This is a genomic window from Clostridium sp. CTA-5 (genome assembly GCF_054768135.1).
On record NZ_BAAAAT010000002.1, the window covers coordinates 672,022 to 690,188 of the forward strand.

Sequence of the window (18,167 nt, forward strand, 5' to 3'; positions counted from 1 at the left end):
GTATAAGGGCGAACTGGCATTGGAATTTGCTTTTTAGAACTCTTAATGAAGATTTGTACAATTAATTGCTTGTCAGCAATCTTAGATTGGGAACATGCATTAATTGGACTAAGCTTTATTTTAGAGTTCTTAAAGTAAATTCCTCTGTCCATGAGCTTTATACTATAATATCAACATTCATTTAAAACATAATGTATTTTTAATATTTTAAGCTTTGAAATTTCTAAGCCTTAAAGCGTTTAATAATACTGATACTGAACTAAAACTCATTGCTCCAGCTGCTATCATTGGATTTAAAAGTGGTCCTCCAAAAATATGAAGTATTCCCATAGCTACTGGTATTCCTAATATATTATATCCAAATGCCCATCCTAAATTTTCTTTTATATTTTTGATGGTTGCTTTACTTAATTTAATAGCTGTTGATACATCCATTAAGTCACTTCTCATAAGAACTATATCTGCTGATTCTATTGCTACATCTGTCCCTGAACCTATTGCAATTCCTATGTCAGCTTTAGCAAGTGCTGGTGCATCATTGATTCCATCTCCAACCATACCAACTTTATCTCCATTTGCTTGAAGCTTAGTCACTTCATTTGCTTTATCTTCTGGTAATACTTCTGCTAAAACTATATCTATTCCAACTTGTTTAGCTATTGCATTTGCTGTACTTTTATTATCACCTGTAATCATTGCTACTTTTATTCCCATATCATGAAGGATTTTTATAGCATCTTTACTACTTTCCTTAACAGTATCTGCTACTGATATTATTCCCTTTATTTCTGAATTAATAGCTATATACATAGGTGTTTTGCCCTCATTAGCTAGTAAGTCTGCTCTTTCATTTAATACTGATATATCTACATTTTTCTGTATCATTAACTTTTTATTTCCTAGGAAAACTTTGTTTTCGTCAATCATTGCCTCTATTCCATGACCAGGTATAGCTTCAAATCCATCAACTTTCTTTAATTCTAGACATCTATCATTTGCTTCTTTTACAATAGCTTCTCCTAATGGATGTTCAGAACCTTTTTCAGCACTTGCAGCTAAAATTAATATCTCATCTTCTGAAATATCATTACATATAATGTCTGTTACTTTTGGTTTTCCCTCTGTTATAGTCCCTGTTTTATCAAATACTACAGTATTTAATTTATAGGTAGTTTCTAAAGCTTCTCCACCTTTAATTAACACACCATTTTCTGCTCCTTTACCTGTTCCAACCATGATTGCTGTTGGTGTTGCTAAACCCAGAGCACATGGACATGCTATTACTAATACAGAAATAAATATTGTTAATGCAAAAATAGAAGATTCTCCAGCTATTAACCATGCTAATGATGAAATAATAGCTAATCCAATCACTGTTGGTACAAAATATGCTGCAATAATATCAGCAAGTTTTGCTATAGGCGCTTTTGAACCTTGTGCATCTTCAACTAATTTAATGATTTGAGCTAAAGCTGTGTCTTTTCCTACTTTTGTTGCTCTATACTTTATAAATCCAGTTTTATTAATGCTTGCTCCAATAACACTGTTACCTATTGTCTTTTCAACTGGAATACTTTCTCCTGTAAGCATAGATTCATCAATTGCTGTACTTCCCTCGATAACTTCCCCATCAACCGGAAGCTTTTCTCCTGGTTTAACTAAAATAATATCTCCAACCATAACTTCTTCTACTTTAACAATTATTTCATTATTATCTCTTATAATAGTTGCAGTCTTAGGTGCTAAGCCCATCAATGCTTTAATAGCTTGTGATGTTTTCCCTTTTGAAACTGCTTCTAAATATTTTCCTAATGTTATTAATGTTAAAATTACACTTGCTGATTCAAAATATAAGTGCATTGCATATTCATGATTTCCTTGATTAATTTTAAATACGGCAAACACTCCATATAAGAATGCCGCTAAAGTACCTATGGATATTAATGAATCCATATTAGGACTCAATTTAAATAAATTTTTTAATCCAACTTTATAAAATTTATATCCTACTATCATTACTGGAAGTGTTAGTATAGCTTGTATTAATGCAAAATTTAAAGGATTCATCATTGGATCAATTATAGATGGAAGTTCCATTCCAACCATATGTCCCATGCTTATTATCAATAATGGTATTGTTAAAACTACTGATATAATAAATCTTATTAATAATTGCTTCGAAGGACTTTCTTCCTTTTTATCTTCACTTTCTTTTTGGATTGACTCCTCATCAATAAGCTTATATCCAGCTTTATCTACTACACTCCTTATTTGACCATAATTTATTTCATCTTCATCTATTGATATAGTTAATCTTTCAGTTGCAAAATTAACAGATGATTCTTCTACACCTTCTAATTTTCTAGTAACTCTTTCAACTCTATTTGCACATGCTGAACATGTCATTCCTTCAACTTTAAAATTATAAGTCTTTATATTTTTCTTAACTCCATATCCAGCCTTTACAACTGCATCTTCTATATTTTGATTATTTAATTTATTTTCATCAAACTCTACATTTAAAGTTTCTGTAGCAAAATTAACATTTGCATTATCTATTCCCTCTAATTTCTTTATTACTCTCTCAACTCTGTTTGCACATGCTGAACAACTCATTCCTTCTATCTTAAATGCCTTTTTAATCATATATTCACCTCCAAAATTTTCTCGATAAATCAGTTAATTTAATTATAATTTTAATAAAGTTTCTATATTGACTATGTTTTAAGTAAATGTTGATATTTTAGTATAAGGGCGAATTAGCATTGGAATTTGCTTTTTAGAACTCTTAAGTGAAAATCCAAATTTTATATTTGGTTCTTTGAACTTACTCAGCGAATGCATATGAGTCGAGTTTCCTATTTAAGTTCTGTCCATGAGCTTTATCCGATAGCTAGCATCTGTAATTTCATAACAGCTACACGCTCCTGGATAACAATTTCTAACCCTCAGATGAAAGCAAGTTTTACTGAGACTAAGAACTTTGTTTATACTGTAATATTAACATAGGTTTAAAACACAGATTATCTTTATATTATCTATTTAGAAAGTATTTTTTCTAAAACTTTATTCATTTCTTCAATCTTTTCATCAGGATTATTGTTAAGACAAGCATCTTTTACACAATGACGTAAATGCCCTTGCAATATCATTAAATCTGCTTTTTTTAATAACGATTGAGCTGCTAATATTTGATTTGCAACATCTATACAATATCTATCATCTTCAATCATTTTTATTATTCCTTCAATTTGACCTTTTGCTGTTTTTAACGATTGTAATGCCTTTTTTCTTTCTTCACTCATAATTTTACCTCCTCCCCCCAGGGGGGTGTATTATAATTATATTATATAATTAATTTTTAATTTGTCAATTCAAAAATCCTATAATTTTCTGTACAATAAAAAACTTAGAGTTAACTTTAAATAAACTACTCTAAGTTTTTTATTCCCCTTAATATATATTCTAATTCATTTAATCTTTTAATTTTTTACAAAATCTATACTTAACCCAGTCCCTTTTGCTACTTTTGCTATATCTACTGCTAATAATAAGAAGCTTCTAGCATTTTCATACTCTCCTTTAATTTTTCATCTATAAATTTTAATACTACAATATCAACATTTACTTGATATTTCTATTAATGACTTTTCTGCTAAACTCGCAAAATATTTTGCATAATCTAAAATCACATTCTCATCTATTTGAAATTTAGGGTGATGATGTGCATATGACTTTCCTATACCAGCAATTATAAAAGCACCTGGTATCTTTTGTTGATAATATGCAAAATCTTCACCTTCTAATCCCATTGAAACTTCTTTTACATCAAGGTTTAAATTCTTTGCTATTTCACTTGATACTTTAACCCAATTTTCAGTATTATTTGTTGCTGGAGAAGAAGAATGCCAAATAAGTTTTGCACTTCCTCCAAACAATTGTGCTGTACCATTAATAATTTCATTCATTCTCTTAAATATTAAATTACGGTCACTTTCATCTAAAGTTCTAACTGTACCTTCGATATAGGCTGATTCCGGAATTACATTCCATGTGTTTCCACTTTCTATGTGAGTTACACTTAAAAGTGCGTTACTAGTCGGACTTATATTACGACTTACTATCGTTTGAAGTGACATAACTATATTAGATGCAATTATAATTGGATCTATTGACTTTTCTGGCTTTGCAGCATGACTTCCTACTCCTAATATCTCTATTTCAAATCTATCAACAGCTGCAGTCATTGCTCCAGTTTTAATTCCAATAACTCCACTATCTAAATCTGGTGTATTATGAATACCAAATATAACGTCAACATCATCTAAAACTCCAGTCTGAAGAATTTTCTTAGCTCCATCTGCACTTTCCTCTGCTGGTTGAAATATAACTTTAATTTTCCCCTTTAAATTTTGTTCATTTTTTTTAAGCAAGTAGACTGCTCCCAAAATAACAGCCATATGAAAATCATGTCCACAAGCATGCATCTTTCCTTTAATTAATGATTTATATGGTAAATCTGTTTCCTCTTCAATTGGTAATGCATCTATATCACACCTAATAGCAATAACTGGTCCTTTAGCTCCCCCATTAATTTCTGCAACTAAACCTGTTTTTAAATTTAAATCAATAATATCTATATCAACATCTTCCAATAATCTTATTAAACTATTTGTAGTTTCAAACTCTTGATTTGGTAATTCAGGACTTTGATGTAGTTTACGATAAACTTTTATAAGTTCATTATTTAAATTTTTAAATATACTTAATAACTTTTCTCTACCCACTTTATTTTCCTCCCCAAGATTTATAATTAATTTATAATTTTTAATTATACTTCCCTTGTCAATTCTCCTTTAATATTATCTTTAATATCTACAATTATTCAATTATTAAATTCCAAATAATAATCATAGTATAATATCTATAATATATTAAACTATTAATATTGATAGTATATAAATAAATTTATCTTTAAAAGAATTCACGTATTATCTGCTAATTAAAAAACATAACAATGTATAAATAAAACTATATTTTAAGTGACTTTTTATCATAGAACATAGATATAACTAAAAACATTTTATAAATAATGTTTTTCAACAAATTTATATTGATAATTAATAATAATTATTATATAATAATTTTAATAATTGGAGGTGAAATATTATGGTTAATATCGGAGATTTAGCTCCTAATTTTGAGCTTAAGGGTTCAGATGGAAAAAGTCATAAATTAAGTGACTATAGAGGGAAAAAAGTTATTTTGTATTTTTACCCAAAAGATAATACACCTGGATGTACAGCTGAAGCATGTGATTTTAAAAATAATTACACTACTATACAAGATAAAAATTCAATAGTAATTGGAATTAGTAAAGATAAATTGTCTTCTCATGATAAATTTATTACTAAATTCAACTTACCATTTTTATTATTAAGTGATGAAGAAAAAGTTGTTTGTTCATTATATGATGTACTAAAAGAAAAAACTATGTTTGGAAAAAAGGTTATTGGAATAGAAAGAAGTACTTTTTTAATTAATGAAGATGGAGTCCTTCTTAAAGAATTTAGAAAAGTTAAAGTTAAAGGACACATTGATGATATTTTAAGCTCTCTCTAACAATTGTAATTCTCTAAGTTTTAAATAATATTTATAGAAAAATTTCAACTATAATTTAAAGCTTAGTTGATTGTAATTAATTTACATATATTTTACACACACTAATTTATGATATATATGCTTCTAACTATATATTGTTAATTAAAGATATAACTTTCTATAAAAATTATAAATATATTAACTTAATTAGAACATATATAACTAATCCCAATCAAATTAATAGAGCTGACTCAAATTACAGAGTCAGCTCTTAATATTACTTTTTAATTTTATTTTGATAAATTACTTAATTGTTTTGCATGTTTAGTATATAATTCTTCAACATCACCAAATGTTCCTACTGCATCCATGTGGTCCATTTCGTCAAATCTATGAACCACATTCCATTCTCCTTTTTTAACTTTATTATAAAAATCTTTTATATTATCGAAATCTTTAATTACAGGTTTTTCACCTAGTTTTGGTCCATCTTGGCTATAGGTATTTACAACTCCATCATTTGGATACCATCTTGGATCTCTATTAGGCATACCTTTTATATGTGGTGTATAACTTCCCATTTTCATTGATTGCGGAACAAATGCTGGATTCATTGAACCAAGTATTAGTCCAACTTTAGGTATAGAATATCCTGTTAAAATTTCCTCTCTTGTTGCACATGTTGTCCAAGAAAAATAATAAACATCTGGTTGAGTTTTTACCCATTTATTAAGTTCTATTGCACCTTTTGTTGATAAATCATAACTTGCTATGTCTTTTGTTTTATACCATATATTACTATTTAATACTCTCTCTTTATAATCCCAAAATCGTTCTCCTGGTTCTCTTGTTAATCCCCATTGATCTAATTTAAAATCATATAATGAGCTAAATAATTTATTACTTCCTGTTATTTTTCCCAAAGCACCAAATACAGCACTTAAATAATCTCTGGCTGGCATTACATCTGATAAAGTTGTTCCATTATTTGGTGTAGCTATTGTTGTTACACTATGGATCCAATGTTTTCCGCCTTCAAATAATGGTGATAAGTTTTCTTGTCCACATGCCTTTTCTTCTTCACAGCCTTCACTTAATAATTGTGTTAAAGTACGTATAGTTTGTCCTCCCATACTATGTCCGATTAAATGAATTTTATTCTCGTCACTTATTTTTTTGTATACTCCTGGAAATGTTCTACCATATCTTTCATGTCCAAATTTTTTAGCATGTGCTTCACCATAGTCTACTGTACCACCAACTATGTATGCATATAATTCACAAGCTCTATCCCAGTTACTAGATACAGGTCCTACTGTTGCTGTATAAGTTTCGTGACCTAAATCTCTTAATTCTTCCTGAATGTCAACAACTCCACCCCAATATTTGTATCCTAATAGTTCATCTCTTCCAAACCCCAAAAATCCATGAACTAAAATAATTGGATAGTCATTTCCTTCAGTTATATTAGTTGCTGCTAAATTAGGTACTTCTACTGGAGTCGCTTCAGTAATATCAGTAGTTTCTTCCTTTTCTATTTTATCTATATTACTAATTTCATTTTCAATACTAGTTATTTCATTTTCTAAATTAATGCTTTTATCTATTTCAGATGTATTTAATGATTCTTTTTCTTCATTTTTTTCTTGTACATCTAGTTTTTGTGGTCCTTTTTGTGGTTCTTGTACTTTATCACGCTTCGTATTTTCTACTTCTTCAGCTATATTTTTTTCAGATTTAATTAATGCTTGAGACATTGATTCATCATCAACAGTTTGCACCTGTGTACTTTGAGGCACATTTATTGGTTCAGCTGCTCTAGCATTTACTGGAAAGCTTGTTAGTGTCATAGAAACCGCCAATAAAGTAATACCTATTAATTTAGTTAAAGATCTCTTCATCTCTTTTCCCCCTTATTTTTAAACATATGGTATTATTTTGACTTTATTTATATAGCTTTGTTTATCTTATAAACTTGTACTTATACTTTTTAGATATAAATTAATAGCCTAATGGGGAATTTTTTCCCCACCAAGTTATTAACTATAATTCCTACATTGGTAATTTACTTAATTGTTCGCAACGATTTATATACCAGTTTTTAACATTTCCAAAACGTCCTATTATATCTTCATGGTCCATGTTCATAAGTGTAGGCATTGCATTCCATTCACCCTTTTCAGGAGTACCATCATAATCTACAATAACATCATGAGATCCTAATTTAGGTCCATTTTCACTTATGCAGTTTACATAACCATCATTTGGCCACCAACTTTCATCTATAACTGGTTTGCCTGCTTCATTACGTGTATACTTACCCATTACAAAAGAATTTGGATAGAACATCTTATTCATTACCCCTGGTTGTGGAATTTGATGTCCAGTAAGTATTGATTCTTTTGTTGCACAAACTGTCCAAGAGAAGTAATAAACATCTGGTTGAGCTTTTACCCATTTATTAAGTTCTTCTGCTCCATATGTTGATAAATCATAACTTGATATATCCTTTGTTTTATACCATATATCACTATTTAAAAGACGTCTTAAATAAGAAAATTGTAATTCATTTCTTCTCTTTGTTAATCCCCATTGGTCTAGTTTAAAATCAAATACGTTTTGAACTAAAGCATTATGACCTGTTGCTGCTCCTAAAATCCCGAAAGCAGGACTTGCCATATCAACTATTGGATTTCCATCAGCTGCTGTTGTTCCATCATTTGGTGTTGCTATTGTTGTCACACTATGAATCCAGTGTTTTCCACCCTCAAATAATGGTGATAGATTATTTTGGCCATATGCTCTTTCTTCTTCAGAGCCTTCGCTTAATAATTGTGTAAGTGCACGAACAGTTTGTCCACCCATACTATGTCCAACAAGATGTATCTTTCTTTCATTACTTATATTTTTGTATATACCTGGATATGTTCTACCATATCTTTCATGTCCAAATTTTTTAGCATGTGCTTCACCGTAATCTACTCTTCCACCTACTATATAAGCATAAAGATCACAAGCTCTATCCCAGTTACTAGATACAGGACCTACTGTAGCTGTATAAACTTCATACCCAGCATCACGCATTTTTTCTTGAAGGTCTACTGTACCTCCCCAGTATTTAAATCCACCTACTTCATCTCTTCCCCAGCCCATAAATCCATGTACAAGTACAACTGGATAATTATTTCCTTCTTTAGTTGCAGATAAATCTACAGTTTCTGTTTTTTCTTCATCTAAATCCACTGATAATGGTGAATTTTTCATAGATGATTCATCTTGTGCACTTTCTGTTGTTGTTTGCTCTGTAATTTCTGCTGCTCTTACATTCATTGGAAAACTTGTAACTGTCATTGCAGCTGCTAATAGTGAAATACCTATTAACTTAGTTAAAGACTTTTTCATTTTTCCACACCCCTATACAATAATTTTAACATTTTTTTACTCTAATTTTCTTTTCTTTCGTTAAAATGACTGTATATCTCACCCCACTTTAATTGAATCAACAACTATCTATATTTAAGAAAATTTATTTATCATTAACTTACTTGATTAATACTCATATTGTCCTATCAATATAGTTGAATTACCAAAAGTCATTTCCATGTAATTGATTACATTAGAGATTATTTAACCCTTCTTTTTAATATCTTAAATATATAGTTTGATAGTTTATCAATTCTTAGTTTTAAATATATTTAAAGTTTAATATATTTACCCTTTAGATATAGATTTATATTTTTCATTACATCTACATTTATTAAATATGCTTGTCTATAATCCACTGTCATTTACACTATATATTTACGAAATAGATATAACTGTAAATTTTTGTTAATATTTTATCAAATTAACTTATAATTTTAGTATTCTAAAACATGTATTTAATCTTAGAAATTGCTTCTTACCTAAATCAAATATTTATATACTAATAATTTCATTCTTCACAATCTATTAAATAAAATAATAGCTTATTTACTTCCGCCCAACTTATTAGAATAAATTTTGATTTTTATAATTTATTTTCTTTATTTATAGATTTACATATTTCATTATCCAAAAGTTCATGTTTCTCGTTTATCATTTGATAGCATCTTCTAATACCCGTTTTGCAAAAAATTATGTACTTTAATATTATCTAAAATTAAATATATTTATTTTTTATTTTAATATGTATAAATTTAATTAAAAATTATATAAATTATAAATAATAATATTTACATTTTGTGATATATATGTATTTATTGCAAACGTTTAAATTTTATGTATATATTTTACATCAATATGTTGTTTTTATTATATTCTCTTATTTTGTAATTTTCAATATATTCTCAATATTTATTCAAATATTTTTATTTACATAAAAAAACAAAGGTAGATATTATTTTCACTCTAATATCTACCTTTGTTATTGATTTAGGCTACCTTATTAAATTAAACTATGTTTTAAAATATAAACTCAAATTAAGTATATTCTAAATCTTAAATTTAGAAATTCCTTCTTTTAATTTTTGAGCACTTTCTTTTGATTTTAATGCATTCTCTAAAACATAATTAGATTTATCATTAACCTGTAATACACTACTTGCAATATCTGTAGTACCACCTGCTCCTTCGCCAGCTGCTTGTGCTACCCCATCTATAGTTTTAATTACATCTTGTAATGATGCTAAAAGTTCTTCTGAACTTGAACTAAAATCTGCTACAAGATTATCAACAAAATCAGCATCTTTACTATATTTATCTGCTACATCTAACATATTCTTATAATCACTATCTACTTCTACAGACATAAATTTTAATAATTTATTTGAGCTATTTGAAAGGTTTTTAACCGCATCTGTTACTTTTCCTGTTATGTTTTGAATTTCTATTACTGTATCTTTTGATTGTTCTGCAAGTTTTCTTATTTCTTCAGCAACAACTGAGAAGCCTTTTCCTGCCTCTCCAGCTCTTGCAGCTTCTATAGCAGCATTAAGTGCTAAAAGATTAGTTTGTGATGTTATTTGCATTATTGACTCAGAAAGTACATTTATTTCTTCAACAACCTTTGATGATTGAATAGCTTCTTCTAATTCTACTTTTGTATCGTTAAATATTTCATTTGTTTTTTTCTGAGAAGCTTGTACACGTATTTTAGTATCTTCTGCTCTTTTATTTATCTCTCCAGCTTTAATTGCTCCATCTTGAGATTTTTGTGCAATAGAGTTTACTGCTTGTTCTATTTCTTGAGATGTTGCTAACATTTCTTCTGCTGAAGCTGCTGTCTCTTCCATATTTGCAGCAAGTTGTTCTGTAGTCGCTGAAACTTCTTCTATGTCTGAATTTAAATTTGTAACATTATCCTTTATAATGTCTACAACACTTTCTATATTATCTGAACTTTCATTGACAGTTCTAATAATTTCTCTTAAATTATGCATAAATTTATTTAAGCTTTTAGCTAAATCACCTATTTCATCCTCAGAACTTATTTTTATTTCTTGAGTTAAGTCCCCTCCTCTTTCTGATAAAGAGTCTAATTCTGCTTTTAAAACATTTAGTGGCTGTGTTATGACTCTAATAATAATTCCTCCAAAAATCACACTAACTATAGCTAATATTATTACTACAGCAATATTTATTTTCATAGCAGTGCTATATTCTTTATCACCTTCTAAGCTAGCATCATTAGTTGATTTTTGATTATACTTAACTAAATCTAATAAAGCAGAAGATGCTTTATCAAAAGCTTCTTTTGATGAATTATTCATTATATTCATTGCTTCTTGTGTTTTTAGTTCTCTACTAAAAGAAAGTACTTGTTTATTTAATTCTAAATATTTATTCCATTCATCTTTAACAGTATTAAATATAGTTTGATCTTCTCCGTTATCTATATCTTTTTGATAAAGATCTAAATATTTTTGTATTTCTGCGTTCTTTTGTTCCATAGCTTTTTCTTTTTCCGACATAACTTCTGGACTTGTTGCAATAATATGGTCATACTCAAGAATTCTAAAATCTGATGTCATCGTATTTAATTCTTCTGAGTATATAATTGATGGAACACAAGATTGACTAATAACTGTTGATTGTTGATTTACACTATTTAAGGTTTTTATAGAATAAATCCCCATAGATATAAGAGTAATTACAAAAATAGCTACTAGAAAAATCAGTTTATTTTTTATTGTTTTTAACATTGCCCTATCCCCTTACTATAAGTAAAATTTAAACTTTTTAATATAATTCCCATTGTGTTTTTAATATTCTTTAATGTAATTTAAATTTCAAACGCAATTTTACAAAAATAGTTTTTATTTTATATTTCTAAATACATTATATATAATTCATTTGATTATTTAAATAGTTTTTCTATTTAAATAGTCGATTTTTGTAGAATTTTTTTAACACTTTTATGGATAAAATTATATTATAATTAAATATTTACATAATAGTATTTAATTTTATACAATTTGAATAATTATCCACAAACTTGTAACAATAAATATATAAAAGTTCTTTACTTAATTAATTAAAGGATTTATTTCAGAATATATACTTTAATTTTGAAATATAGTAAAAATTATTTAAAAAAATAAAAAAGAGCTATCGCTGACGGATTTTAATCCGCTAATGCGACAGCTCTTTTTTACTAAGTTACATTTTAAAATAGTGTTGATATTTTAGGTTAATATATACAATTATTTAGTTAAATATTCATCTATAGCTTGAGCAGCTTTCTTTCCAGCTCCCATAGCAAGTATTACTGTTGCTGCACCTGTAACTGCATCTCCACCAGCATAAACGCCTTCTTTAGTAGTTAATCCAGATCTACATCCATAACGAATTCTGAACCTTCAATTTCAACTGGTCTTCTTCTTCCTGATGCATCAGCTTCTCCAAGTTCCATTTTAATACAYTTCATTCCTTTAACCCATCCATTTTCATCTACTAAGATTTCTGTTGGATTTGTTAATAAGTCRAAGATTACTCCTTCTTCTTTTGCATGATGTACTTCTTCAACTCTTGCTGGAAGTTCTGATTCACTTCTTCTATATACTATATGAGATTCTGCTCCTAATCTTAATGCAGTTCTTGCTGCATCCATAGCAACATTTCCTCCACCTACTACTGCAACTTTTTTACCTGCTCTAACTGGTGTATCATAGCCTTCTACAGCTGCTTTCATTAGATTTACTCTTGTTAAGAATTCATTTGCRGAGCATACTCCATTTGCATTTTCTCCATCAATTCCCATGAATTTAGGAAGTCCTGCTCCTGARCCTATAAATACTGCTTTAAATCCTTCTTCTTCAAATAATTGATCTACTGTTATAGTTCTTCCTATAATAACATTAGTTTCAATCTTAACTCCAAGTTTCTTTATGTTTTCAACTTCATTTTTAACAACTTTTTCTTTTGGAAGTCTGAATTCTGGAATTCCATATTCTAATACTCCACCTGCTTTATGAAGTGCTTCGAATATAGTAACATCATAWCCTTTTTTAGCTAAATCTCCTGCACAAGTTAATCCTGCTGGACCACTACCTATAACTGCAACTTTCATTCCATTTTTAGGTGCTGTTGCACTTAAATCCACGTTATTTTGYGCTGCCCAATCTGCTGTAAATCTTTCAAGTTTACCTATTGATACTGAGTCACCCTTTATTCCTAAAACACATTTTCCTTCACATTGTTTTTCTTGTGGACATACTCTACCACATACAGCTGGAAGYGCACTATATTTAGCTATTTCCTTTGCTGCTTCTTCAAAKTTGCCATCTTTAACATGTGCAATAAATCCTGGAATATTAATAGATACTGGGCATCCTTCAATACATTTAGGATTTTTACAGTTTAAACATCTTGTAGCTTCTTTAACTGCTTCTTCTTCATTGTATCCTAAGCAAACTTCTTCAAAGTTTGTTGCTCTTACCTTTGGATTTTGCTCTCTTACAGGTATTCTTACCATTCTTTCTTTCATATCCATTATTTATCACCTCTGCAACCACAGCCACCGTGACTATGAGTATTTCCTTCTTCAAGCTTTAATTGAGCTTTACCTTCTTCACTCTTGTACATAGCTTGTCTTCTCATTGACTCATCATAATTTACTAAATGTCCATCAAATTCTGGTCCATCAACACAAGCAAATTTAACTTCTCCTCCAACTGTAACTCTACAAGCTCCACACATGCCTGTACCATCTACCATTATTGGATTTAAGCTTACTGTAGTTGGGATTTCTAATTCTTTTGTTAAAGCTGCCATGAATTTCATCATTATCATTGGCCCTATAACTACGGCATGATCATATTTTTTGCCTTTATTTGTAACTAAATCTATTAAACAATCAGTAACTCTACCGTTAAATCCATATGTTCCATCATCAGTTGCAACATAAAGATTTCCAGCTACCTTTTTCATTTCTTCTTCTAATATTAATAAATCTTTTGTTCTAGATCCAACTATAACATCTACATCTATTCCATTTTCATGCATCCATTTAACTTGAGGATAAACTGGTGCTGCACCAACTCCTCCAGCAATAAATATTAATTTTTTCTTCTTTAATTCTTCTAAATCTTCATGAATAAATTCACTTGGTTGACCTAATGGTCCAACAAAATCTACTACATATTCGCCTTCTTTATATTCAGCTAATTCTTGTGTACTTTTTCCTACTGTTTGGAAAACAATAGTAACTGTTCCTTTTTCTCTATCATAATCAGCAATAGTTAATGGTACTCTTTCGCCCTTTTCATCATTCTTAATAATAATGAATTGACCTGGATGAGCTGATTTTGCAACTCTTGGAGCTTCTATATCCATTAAATATATATTGTTTGTAAGCTCTCTTTTGTTTGTTATTTTATACATTTCTGTTCCCCCTATTTTTTATAAATATCTTTTAGTAAAAAAGTATATTTTATAAAAGAGTTTTATCTGGTGTTACTAATATCTTAACATGTTTTTTCTTTTCCGGACCTGTTAATGCTCCAAATCCTTCTTCTACTATATCATCTAAATGTATTCTCTTTGTTATATATCCTTCAGCTTTTATTCTTCCATCATTCATTTGAGCCATAGTTGCTGGGAATTCATGTCTATAAGCTAATGTTCCAACTATTTTCTTTTCAGTAAATACTAAAGCATTTGGATTAAAACTTACTCCATTTTCCCATATACTTGTTATAACCATAGTTCCTTCAAATTTTAAACTATTAATTCCTGTATCAAAACCTATTTGAGCACCTGTAGTTTCAAATGCAACATCAATACCTACTCCATTAGTAAGTTTTTTAACTTCTTCTGCTATATCAACTTCATTAGGATCTAAAACTACATCTGCACCTGCTCTTTTAGCATATTCTTGTCTTATTGATTTTCTTTGTAAAACTACAACTAATTTTGCACCTGCTGCTTTCAAGCATTCTATAGTTGCTAATCCTATTGGACCGGAACCTAATACTAATGCTGTATCCCCTATTTTAAAGTTTGCTATTCTGATAGAATGTAAAGCTACTGCCATTGGTTCAACCAAAGCTGCTTGTTCATATGACATTTCATCTGGAATTTTATGTATAAACTCTTCTGGGAAAACTGTGTATTCAGCAAGTCCTCCACCACTTCCACAAAGTCCATGGAATCCTAATGATGAACATAAGTTATATTTTCCTTCTAAACATGCTGGACATTTTCCACATGCAACTATAGGTTCAACTATTACTCTATCCCCTACTTTAAACTTAGTTACACCTTCTCCAATTTCTACAACTTCTCCTGAAAATTCATGACCTAAAACTACTGGTGCAGTTGTTCCACTTAATGGATGAGGTTGTCCTACTGGAATAAATATAGGTCCTCCTAAATATTCATGTAAATCTGATCCACAAATTCCACACCATTTTACTTTTATTTTTACGTTATTTTTTATAACCTTTGGTTCTTCAATTTCCTCTACTCTAACATCTTTCTTTGCGTACCATAATGCTGCTTTCATAATAAAACATCCTCCCTAAATATATTGTTAATTAATTCACACACTTATATTAAGCAAGATCCGTGCCAAAATTATAATTATGTTATTTAATCATAATTTTTTTTGATAATAATCAATATTTTTATTCTTAGATAAAGGGAAATTTTATAATAAATTAAATATTTTATTATAATAACAATATTACTCAATCTTTTTAAAATCGTGTAGATTTGAGAGAATGAAAGTAACTACATCATATCTTAATAAACAACTTATAATTTAAAATCTCTTTCGTCTTAAATTTTATTATATTTTTAGATTCTAAGAATATAATAAATTCCTGTAAATAAAAAATGTATCAAAATGAAACATTTTTATTCTCATTTTGATACACTTATTATTTATTTTCTCATTCTGATACACTTATATTATATTTTTTAATTTTTCTATATAATGTAGCCCTACCTATATTTAATAACTTAGATGCCATTTGAAGATTTCCATCACATTTTTTTATTGCATCTTTTATAGCATTCTTTTCTAAACAATCTAAAGGTATTATTTTTATATCTTTTTCTATAACTTTATTTTCTATTAAATCTTCACTAATTTCTGCATAACTTATATTATTTACATTAATAAGTTCATCATCACTTAAATAATAATCCCTCTCAACTACATTTCTAAGCTCTCTTATGTTTCCAGGCCAATTATATTTTTTTAACTCATCTATATAAGAATCTTCTATTTTAAGAATTTTATTTCTATTTTTTATGTTTAATTTATCTACAAAATAATTTACTAGTACATCTATATCATCAATTCTCTCTCTTAGAGGAATAGTTTTTATATTCATCACACTTAATCTATAATATAAATCTTCTCTAAAATTCTGTTTGCTAATTTCATTTTTTAATACTCTATTAGTGGCACCAATTACTCTCACATTTAGCTGCTTCTCATAAGTTCCACCAATTCTTATAATCTTACCACCGTCTAACACTCTAAGAAGTTTACTTTGAGCATCTAATGGCAACTCCCCTATTTCATCTAAAAATATAGTTCCACCATCAGCCAATTCAAATTTACCTGGATGACCTTCTTTTGATGCTCCAGTAAATGCTCCTTTTTCATATCCAAATAATTCACTTTCTACTAACTCTCTTGGGATAGAAGCACAATTTACTGCAACAAAAGGACCTCTTTCTCTTTCACTATAATTATGTATTGATTGTGCTATTAATTCTTTACCTGTTCCACTTTCCCCTTCTATTAATATATTAGAATCGCTTCTAGCAATTTTTTGAGCAAAAGCTATCATCTTCTTCATTTTTGTATTTTCTGTTATAATATCTTCAAATTTGTATTGAGCCTTATATCCTACAAGTTTATTTACTAATTTATGAACCCTTTTAACTTCAGTAAAAGTTATTACCATTCCAGTGTTTTTACCACTTATATTTAATGGAATCATACTTGCTACACATTTTACCCTATTATTTCTTATATAAAAATCACATTCTATATTATTTAATTTTTTCTTTTCATTTAATAATTCATTAAAACGAATTCCATTTAATAAAGTATTTATGTTCATTTTCATAGCTTCATCTAAAGATATATTTAATATTTTTAATGCCCTTCCATTAACCTTTTTTACTTTCATATTTTCATCAATAACTATCATACCTTCTGATATAGAATCAAATGTTACATTAAGTAATTTATACGAAAGAATTAAAGCCATTTGTTTTTGAATTGATTGAGCTGCTGCAGTTACTATCCCTAAAGTATGGGAATGCGCATTATAATAATTTCCGGACATATTTATACAGCCTATTAAATTTCCATCTTCATCATGAATAGGAGAAGCTGAACACGTCCAAGAATGTTGGTTTTTCCCATAATGCTCTCCACCAATAGTCTGCATAGGTTTATTAAGATATAATGCTGTTCCTATAGCATTTGTCCCAACAACATTTTCAGTCCAAAGCTCTCCTTTTAAAAAGTTTAACTCATTAGCTCTTTCCATTATGTCTTGATCACCTATTATCTCTAATAAATAACCATCTTTATCCGATAAAAATAAAGCAAAACCTGAACCTTCAACCATACTATATATACTTTCCATAATAGGTCTAGCAACTGAAATAAGTTCAATATTACTTTTTATTAGTTTATCTATATCTGGATGTTTAACACTTCCTTTACCATTGTTAGGATCAACACCATATCTTCTACACCTTATCCATGATTCTGCTATTTCACTTCTGACTTTTGAATCTACTTTCCCTGTAACAACAAAATTTTTCCATGCACTATCCATAAAACTCATATAATTTTCCATATGTATTTCTCCAATACTTATATATTATTTTCTTGTATGTTTTAACTGAATATTAATATTATAATAACAACACTATTTTAAAACATAGATTATTCATTAAAGTATGTACTTTCAAAATATAATGCTTAATATAAAAAAACACTACATTAAATATGTGTTCATTAATGTACTACATAATAATATTATACTTAATTTTTATATAAAAGTTTATGTTAGAAATATAAAAAATAAAGAAGCTAAACTCAATTCTCTATA

General features: G+C 28.6%; 10 protein-coding genes and 1 pseudogene. 1 reads left to right on the plus strand and 10 read right to left on the minus strand.

Annotation, left to right across the window (positions count from 1 at the left end):
* Positions 1-207: 207 nt before the first annotated feature.
* From ACYUET_RS07985 to ACYUET_RS07995, 3 genes are all read right to left on the minus strand, one after another.
* On the minus strand, positions 208-2,646 hold the full coding sequence (locus tag ACYUET_RS07985; RefSeq protein WP_460278782.1) for a heavy metal translocating P-type ATPase: 2,439 nt from the start codon (positions 2,644-2,646) through the stop codon (positions 208-210).
* A 392-nt stretch (positions 2,647-3,038) separates the two neighbouring features.
* On the minus strand, positions 3,039-3,305 hold the full coding sequence (locus tag ACYUET_RS07990) for a metal-sensing transcriptional repressor (RefSeq protein WP_460278783.1): 267 nt from the start codon (positions 3,303-3,305) through the stop codon (positions 3,039-3,041).
* A 312-nt stretch (positions 3,306-3,617) separates the two neighbouring features.
* Positions 3,618-4,787: an amidohydrolase gene (locus ACYUET_RS07995; protein WP_460278784.1), complete on the minus strand. Its 1,170-nt coding sequence runs from the start codon at positions 4,785-4,787 to the stop codon at positions 3,618-3,620.
* Between the two features lie 382 nt (positions 4,788-5,169).
* Between ACYUET_RS07995 and ACYUET_RS08000 the strand changes: the two genes are divergently transcribed.
* Positions 5,170-5,622, plus strand: a complete 453-nt coding sequence (locus tag ACYUET_RS08000) for a peroxiredoxin (protein WP_460278785.1) — start codon at positions 5,170-5,172, stop codon at positions 5,620-5,622.
* 269 nt (positions 5,623-5,891) lie between these two features.
* Here the strand turns inward: ACYUET_RS08000 and ACYUET_RS08005 are convergent, their stop codons facing one another.
* The 7 genes and pseudogenes from ACYUET_RS08005 to ACYUET_RS08035 form a co-directional block, all read right to left on the minus strand.
* Complete coding sequence (locus ACYUET_RS08005; protein ID WP_460278786.1) at positions 5,892-7,502, minus strand: esterase/lipase family protein; 1,611 nt, start codon at positions 7,500-7,502, stop codon at positions 5,892-5,894.
* A gap of 151 nt (positions 7,503-7,653) precedes the next feature.
* Positions 7,654-9,003, minus strand: coding sequence for an esterase/lipase family protein (locus ACYUET_RS08010; RefSeq protein ID WP_460278787.1), 1,350 nt, complete (start codon positions 9,001-9,003; stop codon positions 7,654-7,656).
* 1,070 nt (positions 9,004-10,073) lie between these two features.
* Positions 10,074-11,783, minus strand: a complete 1,710-nt coding sequence (locus ACYUET_RS08015; RefSeq protein WP_460278788.1) for a methyl-accepting chemotaxis protein — start codon at positions 11,781-11,783, stop codon at positions 10,074-10,076.
* Positions 11,784-12,284: 501 nt separating this feature from the next.
* Positions 12,285-13,573: pseudogene (gltA, locus tag ACYUET_RS08020) on the minus strand (NADPH-dependent glutamate synthase).
* On the minus strand, positions 13,573-14,463 hold the full coding sequence (locus ACYUET_RS08025) for a sulfide/dihydroorotate dehydrogenase-like FAD/NAD-binding protein (protein WP_460278789.1): 891 nt from the start codon (positions 14,461-14,463) through the stop codon (positions 13,573-13,575). Before ACYUET_RS08025 ends, gltA begins: the two are co-directional and overlap by 1 nt.
* 49 nt (positions 14,464-14,512) lie before the next feature.
* On the minus strand, positions 14,513-15,586 hold the full coding sequence (locus ACYUET_RS08030) for a 2,3-butanediol dehydrogenase (protein WP_460278790.1): 1,074 nt from the start codon (positions 15,584-15,586) through the stop codon (positions 14,513-14,515).
* A gap of 388 nt (positions 15,587-15,974) precedes the next feature.
* Positions 15,975-17,912: a sigma-54-dependent Fis family transcriptional regulator gene (locus tag ACYUET_RS08035; protein WP_460278791.1), complete on the minus strand. Its 1,938-nt coding sequence runs from the start codon at positions 17,910-17,912 to the stop codon at positions 15,975-15,977.
* Positions 17,913-18,167: the final 255 nt, after the last annotated feature.